The sequence below is a fragment of the Microbacterium sp. genome, assembly GCF_026393345.1.
Lineage (GTDB): Bacteria > Actinomycetota > Actinomycetes > Actinomycetales > Microbacteriaceae > Microbacterium.
This window is the reverse complement of record NZ_JAPLAI010000011.1, coordinates 21288-39367: the sequence shown is the minus strand read 5'-3', so window position 1 is coordinate 39367 and position 18080 is coordinate 21288. Positions and strand designations below refer to the sequence as shown.

Genomic DNA, 18080 nt, shown 5'->3' with positions numbered 1-18080 from the left:
GAGGGGAGGGATGATGGGGAAATCGGGACGGGTGAAACGCCCGTCCTCGCCGACGAAGGAGACGATCGTGTCGACGGTAGACAGCTTCGGTGCCAAGCGCACCCTGACGGTCGGCAGCACCGACTATGAGATCTTCCGCATCGACGCGGTGGAGGGCTACGAGAAGTTGCCCTTCAGCCTGAAGGTGCTGCTGGAGAACCTGCTCCGCACCGAGGACGGCGCCAACGTCACCAAGGAGCAGATCCAGGCACTCGGCTCGTGGGATCCGAACGCCGACCCGGACACCGAGATCCAGTTCACGCCGGCCCGTGTGGTGATGCAGGACTTCACCGGCGTGCCCTGCATCGTGGACCTCGCCACCATGCGCGAGGCGGTGACCGCCCTCGGCGGTAACCCCAACAAGATCAACCCGCTCTCGCCCGCCGAGATGGTCATCGACCACTCCGTGATCGCCGACCTCTTCGGCACGGAGAACGCCCTCGAGCGTAACGTCGAGATCGAGTACGAGCGCAACGGCGAGCGGTACCAGTTCCTGCGCTGGGGCCAGACGGCCTTCGATGACTTCAAGGTCGTCCCGCCGGGAACCGGCATCGTGCACCAGGTGAACATCGAGCACCTCGCCAAGGTGATCTACGACCGCGAGGTCGGCGGCGTGCTCCGGGCGTACCCCGACACCTGCGTCGGCACTGACTCGCACACCACCATGGTCAACGGCCTGGGCGTGCTCGGCTGGGGCGTCGGCGGCATCGAGGCCGAGGCCGCTATGCTCGGCCAGCCCGTTTCGATGCTGATCCCGCGCGTCGTGGGCTTCAAGCTCACCGGTGAGATCCCCGCCGGCGTCACCGCAACCGACGTGGTCCTCACGATCACCGAGATGCTGCGCAAGCACGGCGTGGTCGGCAAGTTCGTCGAGTTCTATGGCCAGGGCGTCGCGTCCGTGCCGCTCGCCAACCGCGCCACCATCGGCAACATGAGCCCCGAGTTCGGTTCAACGGCCGCGATCTTCCCGATCGACGACGTGACGCTGGACTATCTGCGTCTCACCGGTCGCGACGAGCAGACCGTCGCGCTCGTCGAGGCGTACGCCAAGGAGCAGACGCTCTGGCACAACGCAGACGTCGAGCCCGTCTTCAGCGAATACATCGAGCTCGATCTGTCGACGGTCGTCCCCTCGATCGCCGGTCCGAAGCGTCCCCAGGACCGCATCCTGCTCTCCGAGGCGAAGGGGCAGTTCCAGAAGGACATCCTGAACTACGCCAGCCTGACCGAGGAGGACTCGGTCGAGGTCGAGGGTACTTTCCCCGCATCCGACCCGGGCAACGCGCCCGGCGTCGAGCACGAGACCGTGTCCCACGACGGTGTCTCCCACCAGCACGAGGACGAGCACGCCGAGTCCGCGCTGCTGTTCAGCGGCTCCGCCCACCCGGCTTCCAACCCGGTCAAGGTCACGCCCCCCGAGGGCTCGCCCTACCTGCTCGACAACGGTGCGGTCACCCTCGCGGCCATCACGTCCTGCACCAACACGTCGAACCCCTCGGTCATGATCGCCGCGGGACTGCTGGCCCGGAAGGCACGCGAAAAGGGTCTGAAGCAGAAGCCGTGGGTCAAGACCACTCTCGGCCCCGGCTCCAAGGTCGTCACCGACTACTACGAGAAGTCCGGCCTCGACAAGGATCTCGAGGGCCTCGGGTTCTACACCGTCGGCTACGGCTGCACGATCTGCATCGGCAACTCCGGTCCGCTGATCGACGAGGTCTCGCAGGCCGTCAACGACAACGACCTCGCCGTCACCGCGGTGCTGTCGGGTAACCGCAACTTCGAGGGTCGCATCAGCCCCGACGTCAAGATGAACTACCTGGCGTCGCCGCCGCTGGTGGTCGCGTACGCGCTGGCCGGTTCGATGAACTTCGACTTCGAGACCGACGCGCTGGGCAAGGACGGCAGCGGCAACGACGTCTTCCTGAAGGACATCTGGCCCGCCACCGATGAGGTGCAGGAGATCATCGACTCCTCGATCTCCCGTGAGCAGTTCATCAAGCAGTACGCCACGGTCTTCGACGGCGACGAGCGCTGGCAGACCCTGCCGACGCCCACCGGCCCGATCTTCGAGTGGGACCAGGACTCGACGTACGTCCGCAAGGCTCCCTACTTCGAGGGCATGTCGATGGACCTCACCCCGGTCACCGACATCACCGGTGCGCGCGTGATGGCGACGCTGGGCGACTCGGTCACGACCGACCACATCAGCCCGGCGGGAAACATCAAGGCCGGCACCCCGGCCTCGCAGTACCTCATCGAGCACGGCGTCGCGCAGAAGGACTTCAACTCCTACGGCTCGCGCCGCGGTAACCACGAGGTCATGATCCGCGGCACCTTCGCGAACATCCGCCTGAAGAACGAGCTGGTCTCCGCCGTCAACGACGGCAAGATCGTCGAGGGTGGCTACACCCGCGACTTCACGCAGCCCGGTGGTCCGCAGTCGTACATCTACGACGCCTGCATGAACTACCAGGCCCAGGGCACCCCGCTCGTCGTCTTCGGCGGCAAGGAGTACGGCTCCGGCTCGTCCCGTGACTGGGCGGCCAAGGGCACGAGCCTCCTGGGCGTCAAGGCCGTCATCACCGAGAGCTTCGAACGCATCCACCGCTCGAACCTCATCGGCATGGGCGTTGTGCCGCTGCAGTTCCCCGCCGGCGAATCGTGGAAGAGCCTGGGCCTGGACGGCACCGAGATCGTCTCGATCACGGGCCTCGAGCAGCTCAACGAGGGCGTGACGCCCAAGACGGTGCGTGTCGTCGCCGAGCCGAGCGAGTTCTCCGCGGAGGGCAAGCAGACCATCGAGTTCGACGCGGTCGTCCGCATCGACACCCCCGGTGAAGCCGACTACTACCGCAACGGCGGCATCCTGCAGTACGTGCTGCGCTCGCTCGTCTGAGCGATCCCGGCAGAGCGGACCCCCGGCATCCTGCCTTTGGATGCCGGGGGTTCCTGCATCCACCGGCGACCGTCGGGGCGGATGCTGCGAACTACACTGGATCGGACGGACATCCTCGTCGATGTCCCCCGAACCGGCGGAAAGGAGAGCGATGTCGATCCTCGACTCCGTCTCGGACCCCCGTGATCTGGACGCCCTGAGCGTCGCCCAGCTCGAGCAGCTGGCCAGCGAGATCCGGGCGTTCCTCATCGAGAACGTGTCACGCACCGGAGGTCACCTCGGCCCGAACCTCGGCGTCGTGGAACTCACGATCGCGATGCACCGGGTGTTCGAGTCCCCGCAGGATCCCTTCATCTTCGATACCGGGCACCAGTCCTACGTGCACAAGATCCTCACCGGGCGGCGCGATTTCAGCCAGCTGCGCTCCCGCGGCGGACTCGCGGGTTACCCGCAGCGTTCGGAGAGCCCGCACGACATCGTCGAGTCCTCGCACGCCTCGAGCTCCCTGAGCTGGGCCGACGGCATCTCCCGCGCCTTCGCCCGCACCGGTCGCCGCGACCGCCACGTGGTCGCTCTCGTCGGCGACGGCTCGCTCACCGGCGGGATGACGTGGGAGGCGCTCAACAACATCTCCGACGACAACGACCGGAACCTCGTCATCGTCGTCAACGACAACGGCCGCTCCTACGCCCCGACCATCGGTGGCATGGCACGGTTCCTCAACAAGGTGCGCACCGCCGAGACCTACCGGAACCTGCACCACAGCTCCCGCAGCATCTCCGCGAAACTCGGACCGGCGGCACGCGCGCTCTATCGCGGTGTGCGCGGCGGCACGCACGGGTTCCTGTCGCGACTCACCAATAACGAGGCGCTGTACTCCAACCTCGACATCAAGTATCTGGGACCGATCGACGGACACGACATCCGCGCCCTCACCGAATCGCTACAGCTGGCGAAGAACTACGGCGCCCCGGTCATCGTGCACGTCATCACCGAGAAGGGCCGCGGCTACCAGCCCGCCATCGACGACGAGGCGGATCAGTTCCACGCCGTCGGCAAGATCGACCCGATCACGGGGGAGACCCTGGGCGGGGCCGCCGGCACCGCATGGACGGACGTGTTCGCGCAGGAGCTCGTGCGGATCGGAGACGAGCGTGACGACGTCATCGCCATCACCGCCGCCATGCTCCGGCCCACGGGTCTGCTGCCGTTCGCCGAGCGTCACCCCGACCGGGTGTATGACGTCGGCATCGCTGAGCAGCACGCGGTCACCTCAGCCGCGGGACTCGCCTACGGCGGCCTGCATCCCGTGGTCGCCGTCTACGCCACGTTCATGAACCGCGCTTTCGACCAGATGCTGATGGACGTGGCTCTGCACCGTGCCGGGGTGACGTTCGTGCTCGACCGCTCCGGGGTCACCGGGCCGGACGGCCCGAGCCACCACGGCATCTGGGACCTCGCGATGCTGCAGATCGTGCCGGGTATCCGTATCGCCGCACCCCGAGACGCCGAGCGTCTGCAGGAGGAGCTGCGTGAAGCGGTGGCCGTCGCCGACGCCCCCACCGTGGTCCGCTACCCCAAGGGCAGTGTCGCGGCGCCCCTGCCCGCCGTCGAGCGGCTCGCAGACGGTGTGGACGTCCTCGCCCGTTCGGACGCGCAGGACGTGCTCATCGTCGGCATCGGTTCCATGGCGCACGTGGCGATGGACGTGGCGGCGCGGCTGCGTGATCAGGGCATTGGTGCCACCGTGATCGACCCGCGCTGGGTCATCCCGGTCGCACGTTCGCTCGTCGACCTCGCCGCGACCCACCGGCTCGTCATCACGATCGAGGACGGTATCCGCGTCGGGGGCATCGGCACCCGCATCCGCCAGGTGCTGCGTGAGGCCGGCGTCGACACCGCGGTGGACGAGCTGGGCGTGCCGGATGCGTTCATCGACCATGCCTCACGGGAGCAGATCCTGGCCGACGCCGGGCTCACCCCGGCCAAGATCGCGCAGGACGTGGTGGCGCAGGTGCTGGGCACCCGCATCCCGGTGGCCCGCCAGACCGAACAGCAGGTGTGGGCCGCGGATGCGCAGGACGTCACCGCGGATCGGCACGAGCGCAGCGACTGACGGGCGCGCCCGACCCGGAGCGGCCCGCGACGGTCAGCACGCGGGGAGGGCCGCCGGAGCGTCACCCATTGCGGAGGAGCGCCGTCAGGATCTCATCCACCGCGTCGTCCGGCGTGTCAGTCCCGCCGTCCACGACGACGTCGTAGCCGACGCCCGCGTGCACGCGCTCAAACTGGTCCCGTGCCATCCCGGTGACGCGATCGGGTCGCTTTGCCTCGCGGGCTTCGGCGACGTCCGGATCGCATCGGACACCGACCCAGAACGAGGACACATCCGCGAACAGCCCCCGTAGCCGCTCCTGCCCGGCGCCGCCGTTGAGCATGACCTCGTCGAGCACTAAGGGCTGTCCGTTGCGGGCGAGATCGGCCAGCATCCGGTACCAGGCGTCCTCACGGGCGTGGTAGTCGGGGGCGACTTCGATGCCGCCGTCCGCGGCGAAGCGGATACCGACGTCATCGCGCACCGCCCAATCGGGGAGCGCGTCTAGGAAGGCATCCACGCCGAGCAGCAGACGGACATCGGGAAGGACGTTCTGCAGTTTCCGGGCGATGGTCGTGCCGCCCGCACTGGAGGCCGCGTTTACGACGATGATCGGTGGCAGCGGCTCGGGCATCCTGCGAGCCTATCCGGCCAGGGCGCGAACACGGCAGCGGCCCCGAGCCGAAGCCCGGGGCCGCTGCGCGAACGGTGTCCGTTAGGCGCCGATGCCGCGCACCGGCGGAGTGTGGAACGTACCGCCGAACACGCGCTCGGACGCGCCGGACCGATCCAGGTAGGGCGTCGCCCCACCGTCGATGAACGGCCACCCCGCACCGAGGATGAGGCAGAGGTCGATGTCCTGTACCTCGGGGACAACGCCCTCGTCGAGCATGATCTTGATCTCCTGGGCGAGCCCCTCCTGCACGCGGCGGAGGATCTCGTCCTCGGAGACCGGCTTCTTGTCGGTCTTGAGCACCTTCTGCGCAGCCTTGCTCCAGCCCGTGACCTTGCCGCTCTTGTCCTTCTCGACGACCTGCGGGAGTTCCGCGAGCTCGTGGAAGTTCTCCGACGCGAAGAACCGGTCGGGGAAGGCGTGAGCCATGGTGTCCTGCACGTGCGCAGCCACCTTCCAGCCGACCAGATCGATCAGCTGGAATGGTGTCATCGGCAGACCGAGCGGCGCGAACGCCTTCTCGACCGTGAGGAGGGGAGTGCCCTCGTACACGGCACGAGCGGCCTCGCCCATGACCTTCGCCAGCAGCCGGTTGACCACGAATCCGGGCGCGTCCGCGGTGAGCACGGCGTTCTTGCCGAGTCCACGCGCCACCACGAACGCGGTGGCGAGCGACTGCTCGTCGGTCGTCGGGGTCTTCACGATCTCGATCAGCGGCATGACCGCGACCGGGTTGAAGAAGTGGAAACCGACCAGGCGCTCCGGGTGAGCGAGCTTCGCACCGATCTCCTCGACCGACAGCGACGAGGTGTTGGTGGCGAGGATCGCGTCCGGGGCGATGATCGGCTCGATCTCCGCGAACACCTGCTGCTTGACGCCGACCTCTTCGAACACGGCCTCGATGACGAAGTCGCAGTCCGCGTACTCGCTCTTGTCGGTCGTGCCGTGGATGAGGGCACGGAGCCGGTTGGCGGCGTCGCCGTCGAGGCGACCCTTGGCCTCGAGCTTGCCGATCTCTTCGTGGATGTACGCCAGGCCCTTGTCGACGCGCGCCTGGTCGAGGTCGGTGATGAGCACCGGCACTTGGAGCTTCCGGACGAACAGCAGCGCGAACTGGCTGGCCATGAGACCGGCGCCGATGATGCCGACCTTGGTGACCTTCTTCGCCAGCGACTTGTCGGGGGCCCCGACCGGGCGCTTGGCGCGCTTTTGCACGAGATCGAAGGCGTACATGGATGCGGCGAACTGGTCGCCGACGATGAGCTCGCTGAGCGCCTCGTCCTCGCGAGCGAAGCCTTCGGCCTTCGTGCCGCTCTTCGCCTTCTCCAGCAGCTCCAGCGCAAGGTACGGCGAACGGGGAACGGTGCCGATGCGGCTTTCCAGCATGTTCCGGGCGACCTTGATGGCGATCGGCCACTTGGTCAGCCGCTCCACCTTGCCCGGCTCGTTCTTGCGCACCACCTTGACGCTGCCGCCGAGGACGCCGTCCGCCCACAGCAGCGACTCCTCGAGGAAGTTCGCGGGGGTGAAGATCGCATCGAACATGCCCAGCTCGTACGCCTGGCGGGGCTTCAGCGTGCGGTTCTGCTTCAGCGGGTTCGAGATGACGACCTCGAGGGCGTTCTCGATACCGATGAGGTTCGGCAGCAGGTACGCACCGCCCCATCCCGGGATGAGGCCGAGGAACACCTCGGGGAGCGCGATCGCCGCGGCGGAGGCGTCCACCGTGCGGTAGGTGGAGTTCAGCGCGATCTCCACGCCGCCGCCGAGCGCGAGCCCGTTCACGAAGGCGAAGGAGGGCACGCCGAGCTCGGACAGCGAACCGAGCACCTTGTGGCCGAGCTGCGCGATGAGCTTCGCCGCATCCTTCGAGGGGAGGCGGGATACATCCGACAGATCGGCGCCGGCGGCCAGGATGTACTGCTTGCCGGTGATGCCGACCGCCTGGATCTCGCCGGCCGCGGCGCGCGCCTTGAGACCCGCGAGCGTCTCACCGAGCTCCTTCAGCGTGGCCGGACCCAGGGTGTTCGGTCGGGTGTGGTCGCGTCCGTTGTCGAGCGTGATGAGAGCGAGGACCTTGCCGGAGGGCAGGCGAACGTCGCGCACGGGGGAGTGCGTGACGACCTCGTCGTCGGCGAACGCGTCGAGGGACGAGAAATCGATGTCGTCGTAGTTCGTCATGGCCGCCTTACTTCCGCTTCTTGCCGTCGAAATACGGGTTCTCCCAGATGACGGAGCCACCCTGCCCGAGACCCACGCACATCGCGGTCAGACCGTACCGGACGTCCGGACGTTCCTTGAACTGCGCGGCGAGCTGGATCATGAGGCGCACACCCGATGCGGCGAGCGGGTGCCCGAACGCGATCGCACCACCCCACGGGTTGACGCGTGGGTCGTCGTCGGCGATGCCGAAGTGGTCGAGGAGCGAGATCACCTGGATGGCGAACGCCTCGTTCAGCTCGAACAGCCCGATGTCGTTGATCGTGAGCCCGGCCTTCTTCAGTGCCTTCTCGGTGGCCGGGATCGGGCCGATGCCCATGATCTCCGGCTGGACGCCCGCGAACGCGAACGAGACGAGGCGCATCTTGGGCGCGAGGCCCAGATCCTTCACCGCGCGGCCGCTGGCCAGCAGGCCCATGGTGGCGCCGTCGGTGAGAGGGGAGGAGGTGCCGGCGGTGACACGGCCGTGGGGACGGAACGGCGTCTTGCGCGCCGCGAGGTCTTCCATGGTCGTCTGCGGGCGCCGACCCTCGTCCTCGGTGGCGAGGCCCCAGGCTCCGCTCGCGTCCTTGATGGCGACGGGCACCAGGTCGGGCTGGATCTTGCCGGCGTCGTATGCCGCCTGAACCTTGTGCTGGCTCAGCATCCCGAACCGGTCGCTGCGCTCCTTGGTGAGGTGCGGGAACCGGTCGAAGATGCGCTCGGCCGTCACGCCCATGTTCAGGGCGCCCGGGTCGACCATCTTCTCGGCCACGAAGCGGGGGTTGGGGTCGGCGTTGCCGCCGATGGGGTGGTGTCCCATGTGTTCGACGCCGCCGGCGAGGGCCACGTCGTACATGCCCACGCCGATGGAACCGGCCATGGTGGTCACGCTCGTCATCGCGCCGGCGCACATACGGTCGATCGCGAATCCGGGAACGGTCATCGGCAATCCGGCGAGGATCGCCGCGGAGCGACCCAGCGTCAGGCCCTGATCGCCCGTCTGCGACGTCGCGGCGATCGCCACGTCGTCGACACGGTCACCGGGAACCTGCGGGTTCCGCTCCATCACGCCGATGATGGCCTTGACCACCAGATCGTCGGCGCGCGTGTTCCAGTACATGCCCTTTTCGCCGGCGCGCCCGAACGGGGTGCGCATGCCATCGACGAAGAAGACGTCCGAAATCTCGGCCACTCTGCCTCCAAGGTTAGGTTTCCCTCAGCCTAGGAAGCGGGTGCAGGCGCCCGGAATCGGTTGGGTCGAATCTACGAAGCGGCTTCCGGACGGCTCTCGACCGTTTGCACGGAATCGACAAAGGCATCCGCGATCAGCTGTGAGGTTTCGAGTATCTGCCAGCCGCGGGCGCCGGCTTCGGCGAGGGCGATCGAGATCGTCACGGCGGTGATCGGTTGCGGCGGCGACCAGGCCAGCCGCCGCAGGATCTCGGGCGTCAGCAGGTTCTCCGTGGGCATGTGCAAGGATGCGGCGCGCTCCTCCACCACGGGGCGAGCGGCCTTCAGCCGCGCATCCGCTTCGGGATTGCGGTCCACCCAGGCACGGGGCGGCGGCAGTGTGTCACTCGGGACCCGCTCGGGTGGTAGATCCTCGGTCGCCCGGCCGCGTTCGATCGCCGCCCACCAGCGGTCGAGTTCGCTCCGGCTCGCGCGGCCATTGAAGGCCTTCAGTGCGGAGAGATCCCGTTTGGTCGCCGGGTTCGCGGCCACCGCGGCGACGAGCGAGCGGTCGGGCACCAGACGCCCGGGCGCGGTATCGGTGGACTGGGCGAGCTCCTCGCGGGCGTTCCACAGCTCACGGGCGATCGCGTACGCGCGGCGCCCCCGGAGGGAATTCAGTCCGGTGAGACGTCGCCACGGATCGGTCCGCAGCGGTTTGCTCGGCCGATCGATGACCGCCTGGAACTCCTCGGCCGCCAGCACCGTCTTGCCCTGCTCGGCGAGCTCCGCCACCAGGACGTCACGGACCGCACGCAGATGCACGACATCCAGGGCGGCGTATTCGAGCCAGGACTGGGGGAGAGGCCGGGTGGACCAGTCCGCCGCCGAATGCTCCTTGGCCAGAGTGATGCCGAGCGTGCGTTCGACGACCGCACCGAGCCCGACCCGGTCATGGCCGAGCAGTCGCGCGGCGAGCTCGGTGTCGAAGATCCGAGGCGGCTCGAGTCCCAATTCACGCAGCGACGGCAAGTCCTGGCTGGCGGCGTGGAGGATCCATTCGTCCTCCGCAAGGATCGGCTGCAGCCGGTCGACGTCGGTGAGCGCCGGCGGGTCGATGAGGAGCACGCCGGCGCCTTCGCGCCAGATCTGCACCAGATAGGCCCGTTGCGAGTAGCGGAATCCGGAGGCCCGTTCCACGTCGACCGCGAACGGGCCGGACCCGCCCGCCAGGGTTGCCATCGCGGCGACAAACGCCTCTTCGTCGTCGATGACCGTATAACCGCTCACAAGTTCCTTCCGTGCGCCCGCAGCAAGGGGGCGTCCTCCGACCCGGGTGGGAGCCCCGCCAACATGCAGACCAGTTCCGCCCAGGCTTCGACGTGCGCACCGACATCATCGGTCGGGGACCAGGAGGCCCGCAATTCCACCTGTGCTCCGTCGCCTTCGGCCGCCAGCCCGCCGAAGCCCTTGGAGAGAGTCTTCGTGGCGGTGCCGGAGATCGAGTGGAACCCCGCACCGCGGGAGGCGAGCGCGTCGACGAGCCACGACCAGGTCACGTCCGCCATGAGGGGATCCGTGCCGATGTCGGTCTCGAGCGGCGCCTGCGCGAAGCAGACGATGCGCCAGGGGCCATCCCACGCGTCGGGGTGGGTGTCGTCGTGCAGCAGCACGAACCGACCCGTGCCGTAGGGGGAGTCCTCGACGCCCGGTTCGGGGCGGACGTCGGCGGCGAGAGCGTATGCCTCGGGTGCGAGGCCTACGGGCGCGGGGATCTCCCGCACGAGGAGGTCGGCACGGAAACGCGTCGCCGAGACCGCCTCGACGGCGTCTGCGAACGTCTGCGCCGGTTCAGGACGGTGGATTGCCACGGCGACAGACTAGAGTGATGCCTCGATGATGGCCCCCAGGCGCGCCGCCGGTTTCGGCGCATCCCCCGCGTTCCGCACCGGTCTACGGACCGCGATCGTCGGTCTGTCCGCAGCCCTCGGTCTCGTCGGTGCCGCGTGCGGCGGCGCCGCTGTCCGCGTCGCACGCCTCGTGGTGACGCCCGCCGCCCGGCGGGCGGACACCCGCATCCTCGCCCTCGACACGGCCGCGCAGACGATCACCCTGTCGCGCACCCCGGACACCGAGCTGCCCGGTCGCTACGGTCTGTTCACCCGCGGCACCGAGGACTACGTCAAGCTCGGCAGTGTCCTCTCGCAGGACGCCACCTCGGTGACCCGGAAGCTCCTCACGGAGATCGGTGCGCAGTCCCGGCTCTCCGCCGATGCCGCCTTCAGCGGTTGGTACTACGACCGGCCGGAGCAGCTGCACCTGCCGTACACCTCGCAACTGATCGGCTCCGCGGTGGGTCCGTGCCCCGCCTGGGTCTTCCCCGGGGAATCCGACACCTGGTGCATCCAGGTGCACGGGCGCGGGACGACCCGGGCGGAGTGCCTCCGCGCCGTGCCGCTGCTGCACTCCCTCGGCTTCCCGACCATGCTCGTGTCGTACCGCAACGACGGCGAAGCGCCCCGGAGCCGTAACGGCACCTACGCCCTGGGCGCCACCGAATGGCGGGACGTGGATGCGGCCATCGGGTTCGCCCGTCGTGCCGGAGCGAAACGCATCCTGCTGATGGGGTGGTCCATGGGCGGCGCGATCTGCCTCCAGCTGGCACTCCGCTCCGCGCACCGGGATCGCATCGACGGCATCATCCTCGACTCGCCGGTCGTCGACTGGCGCGTGGTGCTCGACTACCAGGCGCAGCAGATGCGGCTGCCGCATCCGATCACGAACCTCGCGCTCGAGACGCTGGGCTCCGCCTGGGGCACCGCGTTCACGGGTGCCGGGGCGCCGATCCCGTTCGACGACCTCGACGTCGTGGCTCGCGCCGACGAACTGAAGGTGCCGGTGCTCATCCTGCACTCGGACGACGACGGATTCGTGCCCTCGGATGCGTCACACGCCCTGGCAGACGCGCGTCCCGACCTCGTGCAGCTTGACGTGTTCACGGGCGCGCGGCACACCAAGCTGTGGAACTACGACCAGAACCGCTGGAACGCGGATATCCGCGGCTGGCTCGCGCGCACCGGCATCGTCCCCGCCACCACCGACGCCTGATCGTTCACGGGTACCCCCGCCAGCATGTCCCGTTTTCGGCAGAACATGTCCCGAAATCTGCCGCTTTGGTGCACCTATAGCGGCAGAAAATGGGACATGCACCGGGGGATGGGCTCCGCTCAGTGAGCGGTGAGCAGCCAGCGGCCAGCGCGGTGTGGGCTCGGCTGGGCGAGCGCGGGGCGTCGAAGGTCAGGGGCGCTTCGTGCGCACCTGACGCTTCGCGCGCAGCAGCATCCCGGTCATGCCGGCGATGCGCAGCGGCGACACCGCGCGGGTGAGCCCGATGCTTTGCGGGAAGTCGTCGGGAACCGCGAGGACCTCGTCGGCGGTGAGACCGGACAGGCCCTGGACGAGGATGCTGGCGAAGCCACGGGTCGTGGGCGACTCGGGCGGGGCGGAGGCGTGCATCGTGACGATGCCGGCACCGTCGACCTCGAGCACGATGAACACCGGCGACTGGCACTCCGCGACCCGCTCGCACGCTTCCGGGCTGTCCGCGTAGACGGCGGGCATCTCGGGCAGCTCGCGGGAGAACTCCAGCAGCAGCTGCAGGCGTTCGGGCTCGTCGAGTTCCAGGAACTCGTCACGGATCTCGGCGAGTGTGTCGGGAAGCAGGATGTCGGTCATCCCCTCCATCCTTCCACGCCCCGCGCCCGCGGGATCAGCGGGCGGGGACCTCGCCCGGTTCGGCGCCGGTCACGATCGGGACGCGCACGGAGCTGCCCCATTCGGTCCAGGAGCCGTCGTAGTTGCGGACGTTCTCGAAGCCGAGCAGATGCTGCAGCACGAACCAGGTGTGGCTGGAGCGCTCACCGATGCGGCAGTACGCCACGACGGCGTCACCGTCGGCGAGACCGGCCTCGCCGCGGTAGATCGCGTCGAGCTCCTCGCGAGACTTGAAGGTGCCGTCTTCGGCGACCGCTCGCGCCCACGGCACGCTCTGCGCCGACGGGATGTGACCGGCGCGCAGGGCGCCCTCCTCGGGATAGGCGGGTGCCGTGGTCCGTGCCCCGCTGTACTCCTCGGGGGAGCGCACGTCGATGAGCGGATTGCCGAGGTGAGCCAGCACGTCCTCGCGGTAGGCGCGCAGCACGCTGTCGTCGCGCTCCACGACCGGGTACTCGGTCGCCTCGCGGGTGGTGGCATCCGTCGTGAGTTCGCGTCCCTCGGCGATCCAGCGGTCGCGCCCGCCGTCGAGCAGGCGCACGTCGTCGTGACCGAAGAGCGAGAACACCCACAGCGCGTAGGCGGCCCACCAGTTGTTCTTGTCGCCGTAGATGACGATGGTGTCGTCGCGGGAGATGCCCTTGCGGCTGAGCAGGGCCGCGAAGCCCTCGCCGTCCACGTAATCGCGCACGACCGGGTCGTTGAGCTCGGTGTGCCAGTCGACCTTGACGGCGCCGGGGATGTGCCCGGTCTCGTAAAGGAGCACATCCTCGTCCGATTCGACGACAACGAGGCCGGGCTGTCCCAGGCGCTCGGCGAGCCACTCGGTGGTCACCAACCGGTCGGGGTGGGCGTAGGCGGCGAACTTCTCGGACGTGCTGTCGGGCTCGACGGCCATGATGCTCCTCGGATCGGTGACGGGTGCGTGACGGCTAGGGTGGGACCGTCCGCATCGACCCTAGATTCAACCGGTGGGCGACGCATCCATTCCGTAAACATGTGACACAGGACTGCTCCGTATGACTGCGACCACCCCCGGCATCGTGCACCTGACGGACCGGCAGCCCCAGGTTTCCGGCGCCGAGATGGTGGCCGCGCTCGTTCCGCCGCCGCAGTTCACCGGCGCCACTTTCGAGTCATACCGCGCGGATGCCGCATACCCATCGCAGCAGGACACCAAAGACGCACTGATCGCGTTCTCCGGTGTGGCGCCGGCGGCGACCGAGAAGCGCGGCTTCTTCAAGCGCGCACCGAAGCTGCCCGAGCGCAAGCCCGGCGTCTACCTCGATGGCGGGTTCGGCGTCGGCAAGACGCACCTCCTCGCGTCGATCTACCACGGCATGCCCGCACGCCGGAAATACTTCGGATCCTTCATCGAGTACACCGCGCTCGTGGGGGCCTTGGGCTACAAGCAGACCGTCGAGCTGTTCCGGGGTTCCGATCTGCTGTGCATCGACGAGTTCGAGCTCGATGACCCGGGCGACACGATGGTCATGACACGGCTGCTCGGTGAACTCGTCGCCTCCGGCACCAAGCTCGCGGCCACCTCGAACACCCCGCCGAACGCGCTGGGGGAGGGCCGGTTCGCCGCGCAGGACTTCCTGCGCGAGATCAGCGCCATGTCGGCCAGCTTCGAGACGCTCCGCATCGACGGCGTCGATTACCGGCAGCGGGCGTTCGACGGGCATGCCGCCGTGCTCACCGACGACGAGTACGCCGCTGCGATTGCCGACGCCGCCACGCACGAGGTCGTCTCCGACGACGCGCTCGACGCGCTGGTACAGCACCTGTCGCGCGTCCACCCGTCCCGCTACATCCGACTGCTCGACGACGTTCAGGTCATCGGGCTGCGCGACGTGTCGGTGCTCACCGACCAGTCCGCGGCGCTCCGACTGGTTGCGTTCGTCGACCGCGCGTATGACGCGCAGATCCCGATCCGCGCGACCGGTATCACCCTGGACCGTGTGTTCAGCGACGAGATGCTCGCCGGCGGCTACCGCAAGAAGTATCTGCGCGCCATATCGCGACTCATCGCGCTCACGCACTCCTGACCAAGGGTTTCGCTAGCGCCTTCACGGTGCCGCGAAACCTGATGTTTACCTCGCGCCCTCGGCTGTAACACCCGAGAAACACACCCCGACTACCCGTGGAAACCCCGAGTCGGGAAACTGACCTCACCCGAATGCACCGCCCGTCATACGCGGCCGCTATGGGTCACTGAGTAACACGACACATGGATGAGGAATCTTATGGATGCGGGAAATCTCGCCTGGTCCGTCGCTGCGACGGCCCTGGTGCTTTTCATGACGCCGGGCGTGGCGTTCTTCTACGGCGGACTCGTCAAGGCCAAGAGCGTCATCAGCATGATGATGATGAGCTTCGGCGCTCTGGGGCTCGTGAGCGTCCTCTGGATCCTCTACGGCTTCAACATGAGCGCGGTCGAGACCCCCTGGGCCTTCGCCGGTAACCCCTTCAGCGACTTCGGCCTCGGCGGCGCGGACAGCGACACCCTGGTCGGTGCCACCTACGGCGCCACCTTCGCGATCATCACCGTCGCCCTGATCTCCGGCGCCATCGCGGACCGTGCCAAGTTCGGCGCGTGGATGATCTTCGCGGGTGTCTGGGTCACCCTCGTCTACTTCCCGGTCGCCGCATGGGTCTGGGGTGGCGGCTGGATCATGAGCCTCGGTGACACCTTCGGCTTCTCCACCAGCGTCATCGACTACGCCGGTGGTACCGCGGTGCACATCAACGCCGGTGCCGCCGCTCTCGCCCTGGCGCTCGTCCTCGGCAAGCGCATCGGCTTCCAGAAGGGCATCACCAAGCCCCACAATGTGCCGCTCGTCATGCTCGGCGCCTCGATCCTGTGGTTCGGCTGGTTCGGCTTCAACGCCGGCGCCGAGGGCACGTTCGGCCTGCTGGGCACCGAGGACTCCTCGGTCGGCCTCATCATCGTCAACACGCTCGGCGCGACCGCTGCGGCCATCATCGGTTGGCTGGTCATCGAGAAGCTGAAGGACGGCAAGGCCACGTCCGTCGGCGCCGCATCCGGTGCCGTCGCCGGTCTCGTCGCGATCACCCCGTCGTGCGCCAACCTGACCCCCGGCTGGTCGCTCCTGCTCGGTGTCATCACCGGTGCCGTCTGCGCCCTCGCCGTCGAGCTCAAGTGGAAGCTCGGCTACGACGACTCGCTCGACGTTGTCGGCGTGCACCTCGTCGGTGGTCTCATCGGCACCCTGTTCCTCGGCTTCTTCGCCACGGAGACCGGCCTCTTCCTCGGTGGCGGTGTCGAGCAGCTGGTGCTGCAGGCGATCGCCGCCTTCGGTGTCCTGATCTACTCCTTCGTCGTCGCCTGGATCATCGGCTTCGCGATCGAGAAGACCATCGGCTTCCGGATCAAGAACGAGGACGAGCTCGCCGGCGTGGACACCACCGTCCACGGCGAAGAGGGCTACTCGCTCGCCGAGCAGGTCTGATCTCCCGCAACACAGCACTTCAGGGGCGTCGCGCATCGCGCGGCGCCCCTGTCGCATGCCCGGTGCGCCGCATCCCGTACCACCGCACTCGCGGTGGCTCATGTGCACGTCGCGAGATTCGGGGATGCTGTCGGATTCGGAGCACTGTGGCCGAACTCCTCCGAATCTCGGGGCATCTCCGAATCTCGTGACGGCGGATGCGGGGTCGGCCGCACCTGCGGGGGGCGTGGGCCGCACCGAGAGTGGGATGCGTGGGAGCCCTGGCGATTAGGGTGTCGGCGTGCCCTCGCTTCTTCGCCGCCTGCTCGCCCCCTTCTCCCGGAAGGCGCGGTCGACTCTCACGGCGGCGCCCCGGGACGCCGTCGCCACGGTCGAGGTCGACCCGCACCGCATCCGCGGCCTGACCCTCGCCTACGCGCCGCACCAGGACGGGTCCCCGGATGCGGGCGAGATCGTGTGGACGTGGGTGCCCTATGTCGAGCGCGACGGCCGGGGCAAGGACCGGCCGGTGCTCGTCATCGCCCGGCATGACGCCCACCGCGCGTATGCGGTGAAGCTGACGAGCCGATCGCACGACGGAGACCGAGAGTTCCTGCCGATCGGGTCCGGCACCTGGGACGCCGCGGGGCGTCCGTCATGGGTCGACCTCGACCAGCTCTACCTCGTGCACGAGGGCGGGATGCGGCGCGAGGCGGCCGCGCTCGACCGGACGCGTTATGCCACGGTGGCCGCGGAGCTTGGACGGCGGTACGGCTGGCGGGTCGGCTGAGGATCGCTCATACGGCTGCCCGGATCCCCGCCAGGCGGGAGAGCTCGTCCCACACCCGCGCCGACTCGGCGGGGGAGAGGGATGCGGCGGCCGAGCGTTCGTGATCGCGCACTGGGTCGCCCCGCAGCGCTCCGGTGGGGGCGAAGTAGTCCCCGCCGTGCGCGGACGGATCGGTCAACGCCCGGACTGCCGACCACGCCGCGGTGTCCTTCCCCTGCGCCCACGGCGTGTACGGGTTCCGGCGATGAGGAGTGGTCTCGTCATGGATTCCTGGCCGCCGCGGCGTCTTGGCATCCACCCCCACTCCCGGACGCGAGAGGAGCGAGATCACCGGCGTCCCTTCCGCTCGGAGCCGGCGATCGAGTTCGTACGCGGCGACCTCGGTGAGGGTCTTCGCCTTCGTGTAGGCCACGACCGTGACGCGCGGCACGGCCAGGACGTCGTCCACCCGCTGCGGGAAGCGCCGCACGAATCCGGTCGAGGTGTGGACGATGCGTGCGGGGTCGTCCGGAGTCCCGGTCGCGGCGAGGACCGGCAGCACATCGGTCACCAGGGCGAGATGGGCGAGCACATGGGTCGCCAGCAGCAGAGGATGACCGTCGGCGGAGAGTTTCCCGCCCCGGGTGTCCATCGCTCCGCCGTTCAGCAGGATGCCGTCCAGGCGCGGCATCCCGGCGAGCTCCGCTGCGCCGCGGTGGACGCTGGCAAGGTCGGCGAGATCCATCAGCACCGTCTCCGAACTGCCTTCCGGGGCGTGGGTAGCGAGGGCCGCCCGGGCCGCCTCGAGCTTGGCGGGACTGCGACCGACGAGCACGACGTGTGCGCCCGCGGTCGCCAGCTGCTCTGCGGCGAAGTAGCCGATCCCGGCGGTCGCGCCGGTGACGGCGTAGGTGCGGCCGCGGAGGTCGGGAAGGTGCAACGGGTCCCAGGACATGGGTCCTCCAAAGGTGAAGTGGATGAGCTATCCGTTTAACGTACACCCCAAG

Annotated in this window: 14 protein-coding genes; 6 read left to right on the top strand and 8 right to left on the bottom strand. The window is 68.5% G+C overall.

What is annotated here, in order from left to right; genetic code table 11:
• Positions 1-67: 67 nt before the first annotated feature.
• On the top strand, positions 68-2935 hold the full coding sequence (locus tag NT132_RS01550; protein ID WP_297783767.1) for an aconitate hydratase: 2868 nt from the start codon (positions 68-70) through the stop codon (positions 2933-2935).
• A gap of 151 nt (positions 2936-3086) precedes the next feature.
• Positions 3087-5051 (top strand): 1-deoxy-D-xylulose-5-phosphate synthase, encoded by a 1965-nt coding sequence (gene dxs, locus NT132_RS01545; RefSeq protein WP_297783764.1) that lies wholly within the window; start codon positions 3087-3089, stop codon positions 5049-5051.
• Between the two features lie 61 nt (positions 5052-5112).
• On the opposite strand, the gene NT132_RS01540 is transcribed toward dxs, so the two are convergent.
• The 5 genes from NT132_RS01540 to NT132_RS01520 all read right to left on the bottom strand — a co-directional run bounded on the left by NT132_RS01540 (position 5113) and on the right by NT132_RS01520 (position 10940).
• Positions 5113-5664, bottom strand: coding sequence for a chloramphenicol phosphotransferase (locus tag NT132_RS01540; RefSeq protein ID WP_297783761.1), 552 nt, complete (start codon positions 5662-5664; stop codon positions 5113-5115).
• 81 nt (positions 5665-5745) lie between these two features.
• Positions 5746-7884: a 3-hydroxyacyl-CoA dehydrogenase NAD-binding domain-containing protein gene (locus tag NT132_RS01535; protein ID WP_297783758.1), complete on the bottom strand. Its 2139-nt coding sequence runs from the start codon at positions 7882-7884 to the stop codon at positions 5746-5748.
• A 7-nt stretch (positions 7885-7891) separates the two neighbouring features.
• Positions 7892-9097 (bottom strand): thiolase family protein, encoded by a 1206-nt coding sequence (locus tag NT132_RS01530; protein WP_297783754.1) that lies wholly within the window; start codon positions 9095-9097, stop codon positions 7892-7894.
• A gap of 71 nt (positions 9098-9168) precedes the next feature.
• Entirely contained in the window at positions 9169-10365 is a 1197-nt protein-coding gene (locus NT132_RS01525; protein WP_297783749.1) for an HRDC domain-containing protein, read from the bottom strand.
• Positions 10362-10940 carry a DUF3000 domain-containing protein gene (locus NT132_RS01520; RefSeq protein WP_297783827.1) on the bottom strand — a complete coding sequence of 193 codons (579 nt, stop codon included), beginning with the start codon at positions 10938-10940 and terminating at the stop codon, positions 10362-10364. Before NT132_RS01520 ends, NT132_RS01525 begins: the two co-directional genes overlap by 4 nt.
• Positions 10941-10971: 31 nt before the next feature.
• On the opposite strand from NT132_RS01520, the gene NT132_RS01515 reads away from it, so the two are divergent.
• Positions 10972-12183 (top strand): alpha/beta fold hydrolase, encoded by a 1212-nt coding sequence (locus NT132_RS01515; RefSeq protein ID WP_297783745.1) that lies wholly within the window; start codon positions 10972-10974, stop codon positions 12181-12183.
• 189 nt (positions 12184-12372) lie between these two features.
• On the opposite strand, the gene NT132_RS01510 is transcribed toward NT132_RS01515, so the two are convergent.
• Both NT132_RS01510 and NT132_RS01505 read right to left on the bottom strand, forming a co-directional pair.
• Positions 12373-12810, bottom strand: coding sequence for a SufE family protein (locus NT132_RS01510; protein ID WP_297783743.1), 438 nt, complete (start codon positions 12808-12810; stop codon positions 12373-12375).
• 34 nt (positions 12811-12844) lie between these two features.
• Positions 12845-13747 (bottom strand): sulfurtransferase, encoded by a 903-nt coding sequence (locus NT132_RS01505; protein ID WP_297783740.1) that lies wholly within the window; start codon positions 13745-13747, stop codon positions 12845-12847.
• A gap of 121 nt (positions 13748-13868) precedes the next feature.
• Here NT132_RS01505 and zapE point away from each other — a divergent pair, with 121 nt between their 5' ends.
• The 3 genes from zapE (at position 13869) to NT132_RS01490 (ending at position 17094) form a co-directional block, all read left to right on the top strand.
• The gene (zapE, locus tag NT132_RS01500) at positions 13869-14900 is read left to right on the top strand and encodes a cell division protein ZapE (RefSeq protein WP_297783737.1); all 1032 of its coding nucleotides are present in this window, start codon (positions 13869-13871) and stop codon (positions 14898-14900) included.
• A gap of 198 nt (positions 14901-15098) precedes the next feature.
• Positions 15099-16325, top strand: a complete 1227-nt coding sequence (locus NT132_RS01495; protein WP_297783825.1) for an ammonium transporter — start codon at positions 15099-15101, stop codon at positions 16323-16325.
• A 280-nt stretch (positions 16326-16605) separates the two neighbouring features.
• On the top strand, positions 16606-17094 hold the full coding sequence (locus tag NT132_RS01490; RefSeq protein WP_297783734.1) for a type II toxin-antitoxin system PemK/MazF family toxin: 489 nt from the start codon (positions 16606-16608) through the stop codon (positions 17092-17094).
• Between the two features lie 7 nt (positions 17095-17101).
• Here NT132_RS01490 and NT132_RS01485 read toward each other — a convergent pair whose 3' ends face one another.
• Positions 17102-18028: an SDR family NAD(P)-dependent oxidoreductase gene (locus tag NT132_RS01485; protein ID WP_297783731.1), complete on the bottom strand. Its 927-nt coding sequence runs from the start codon at positions 18026-18028 to the stop codon at positions 17102-17104.
• Positions 18029-18080: the final 52 nt, after the last annotated feature.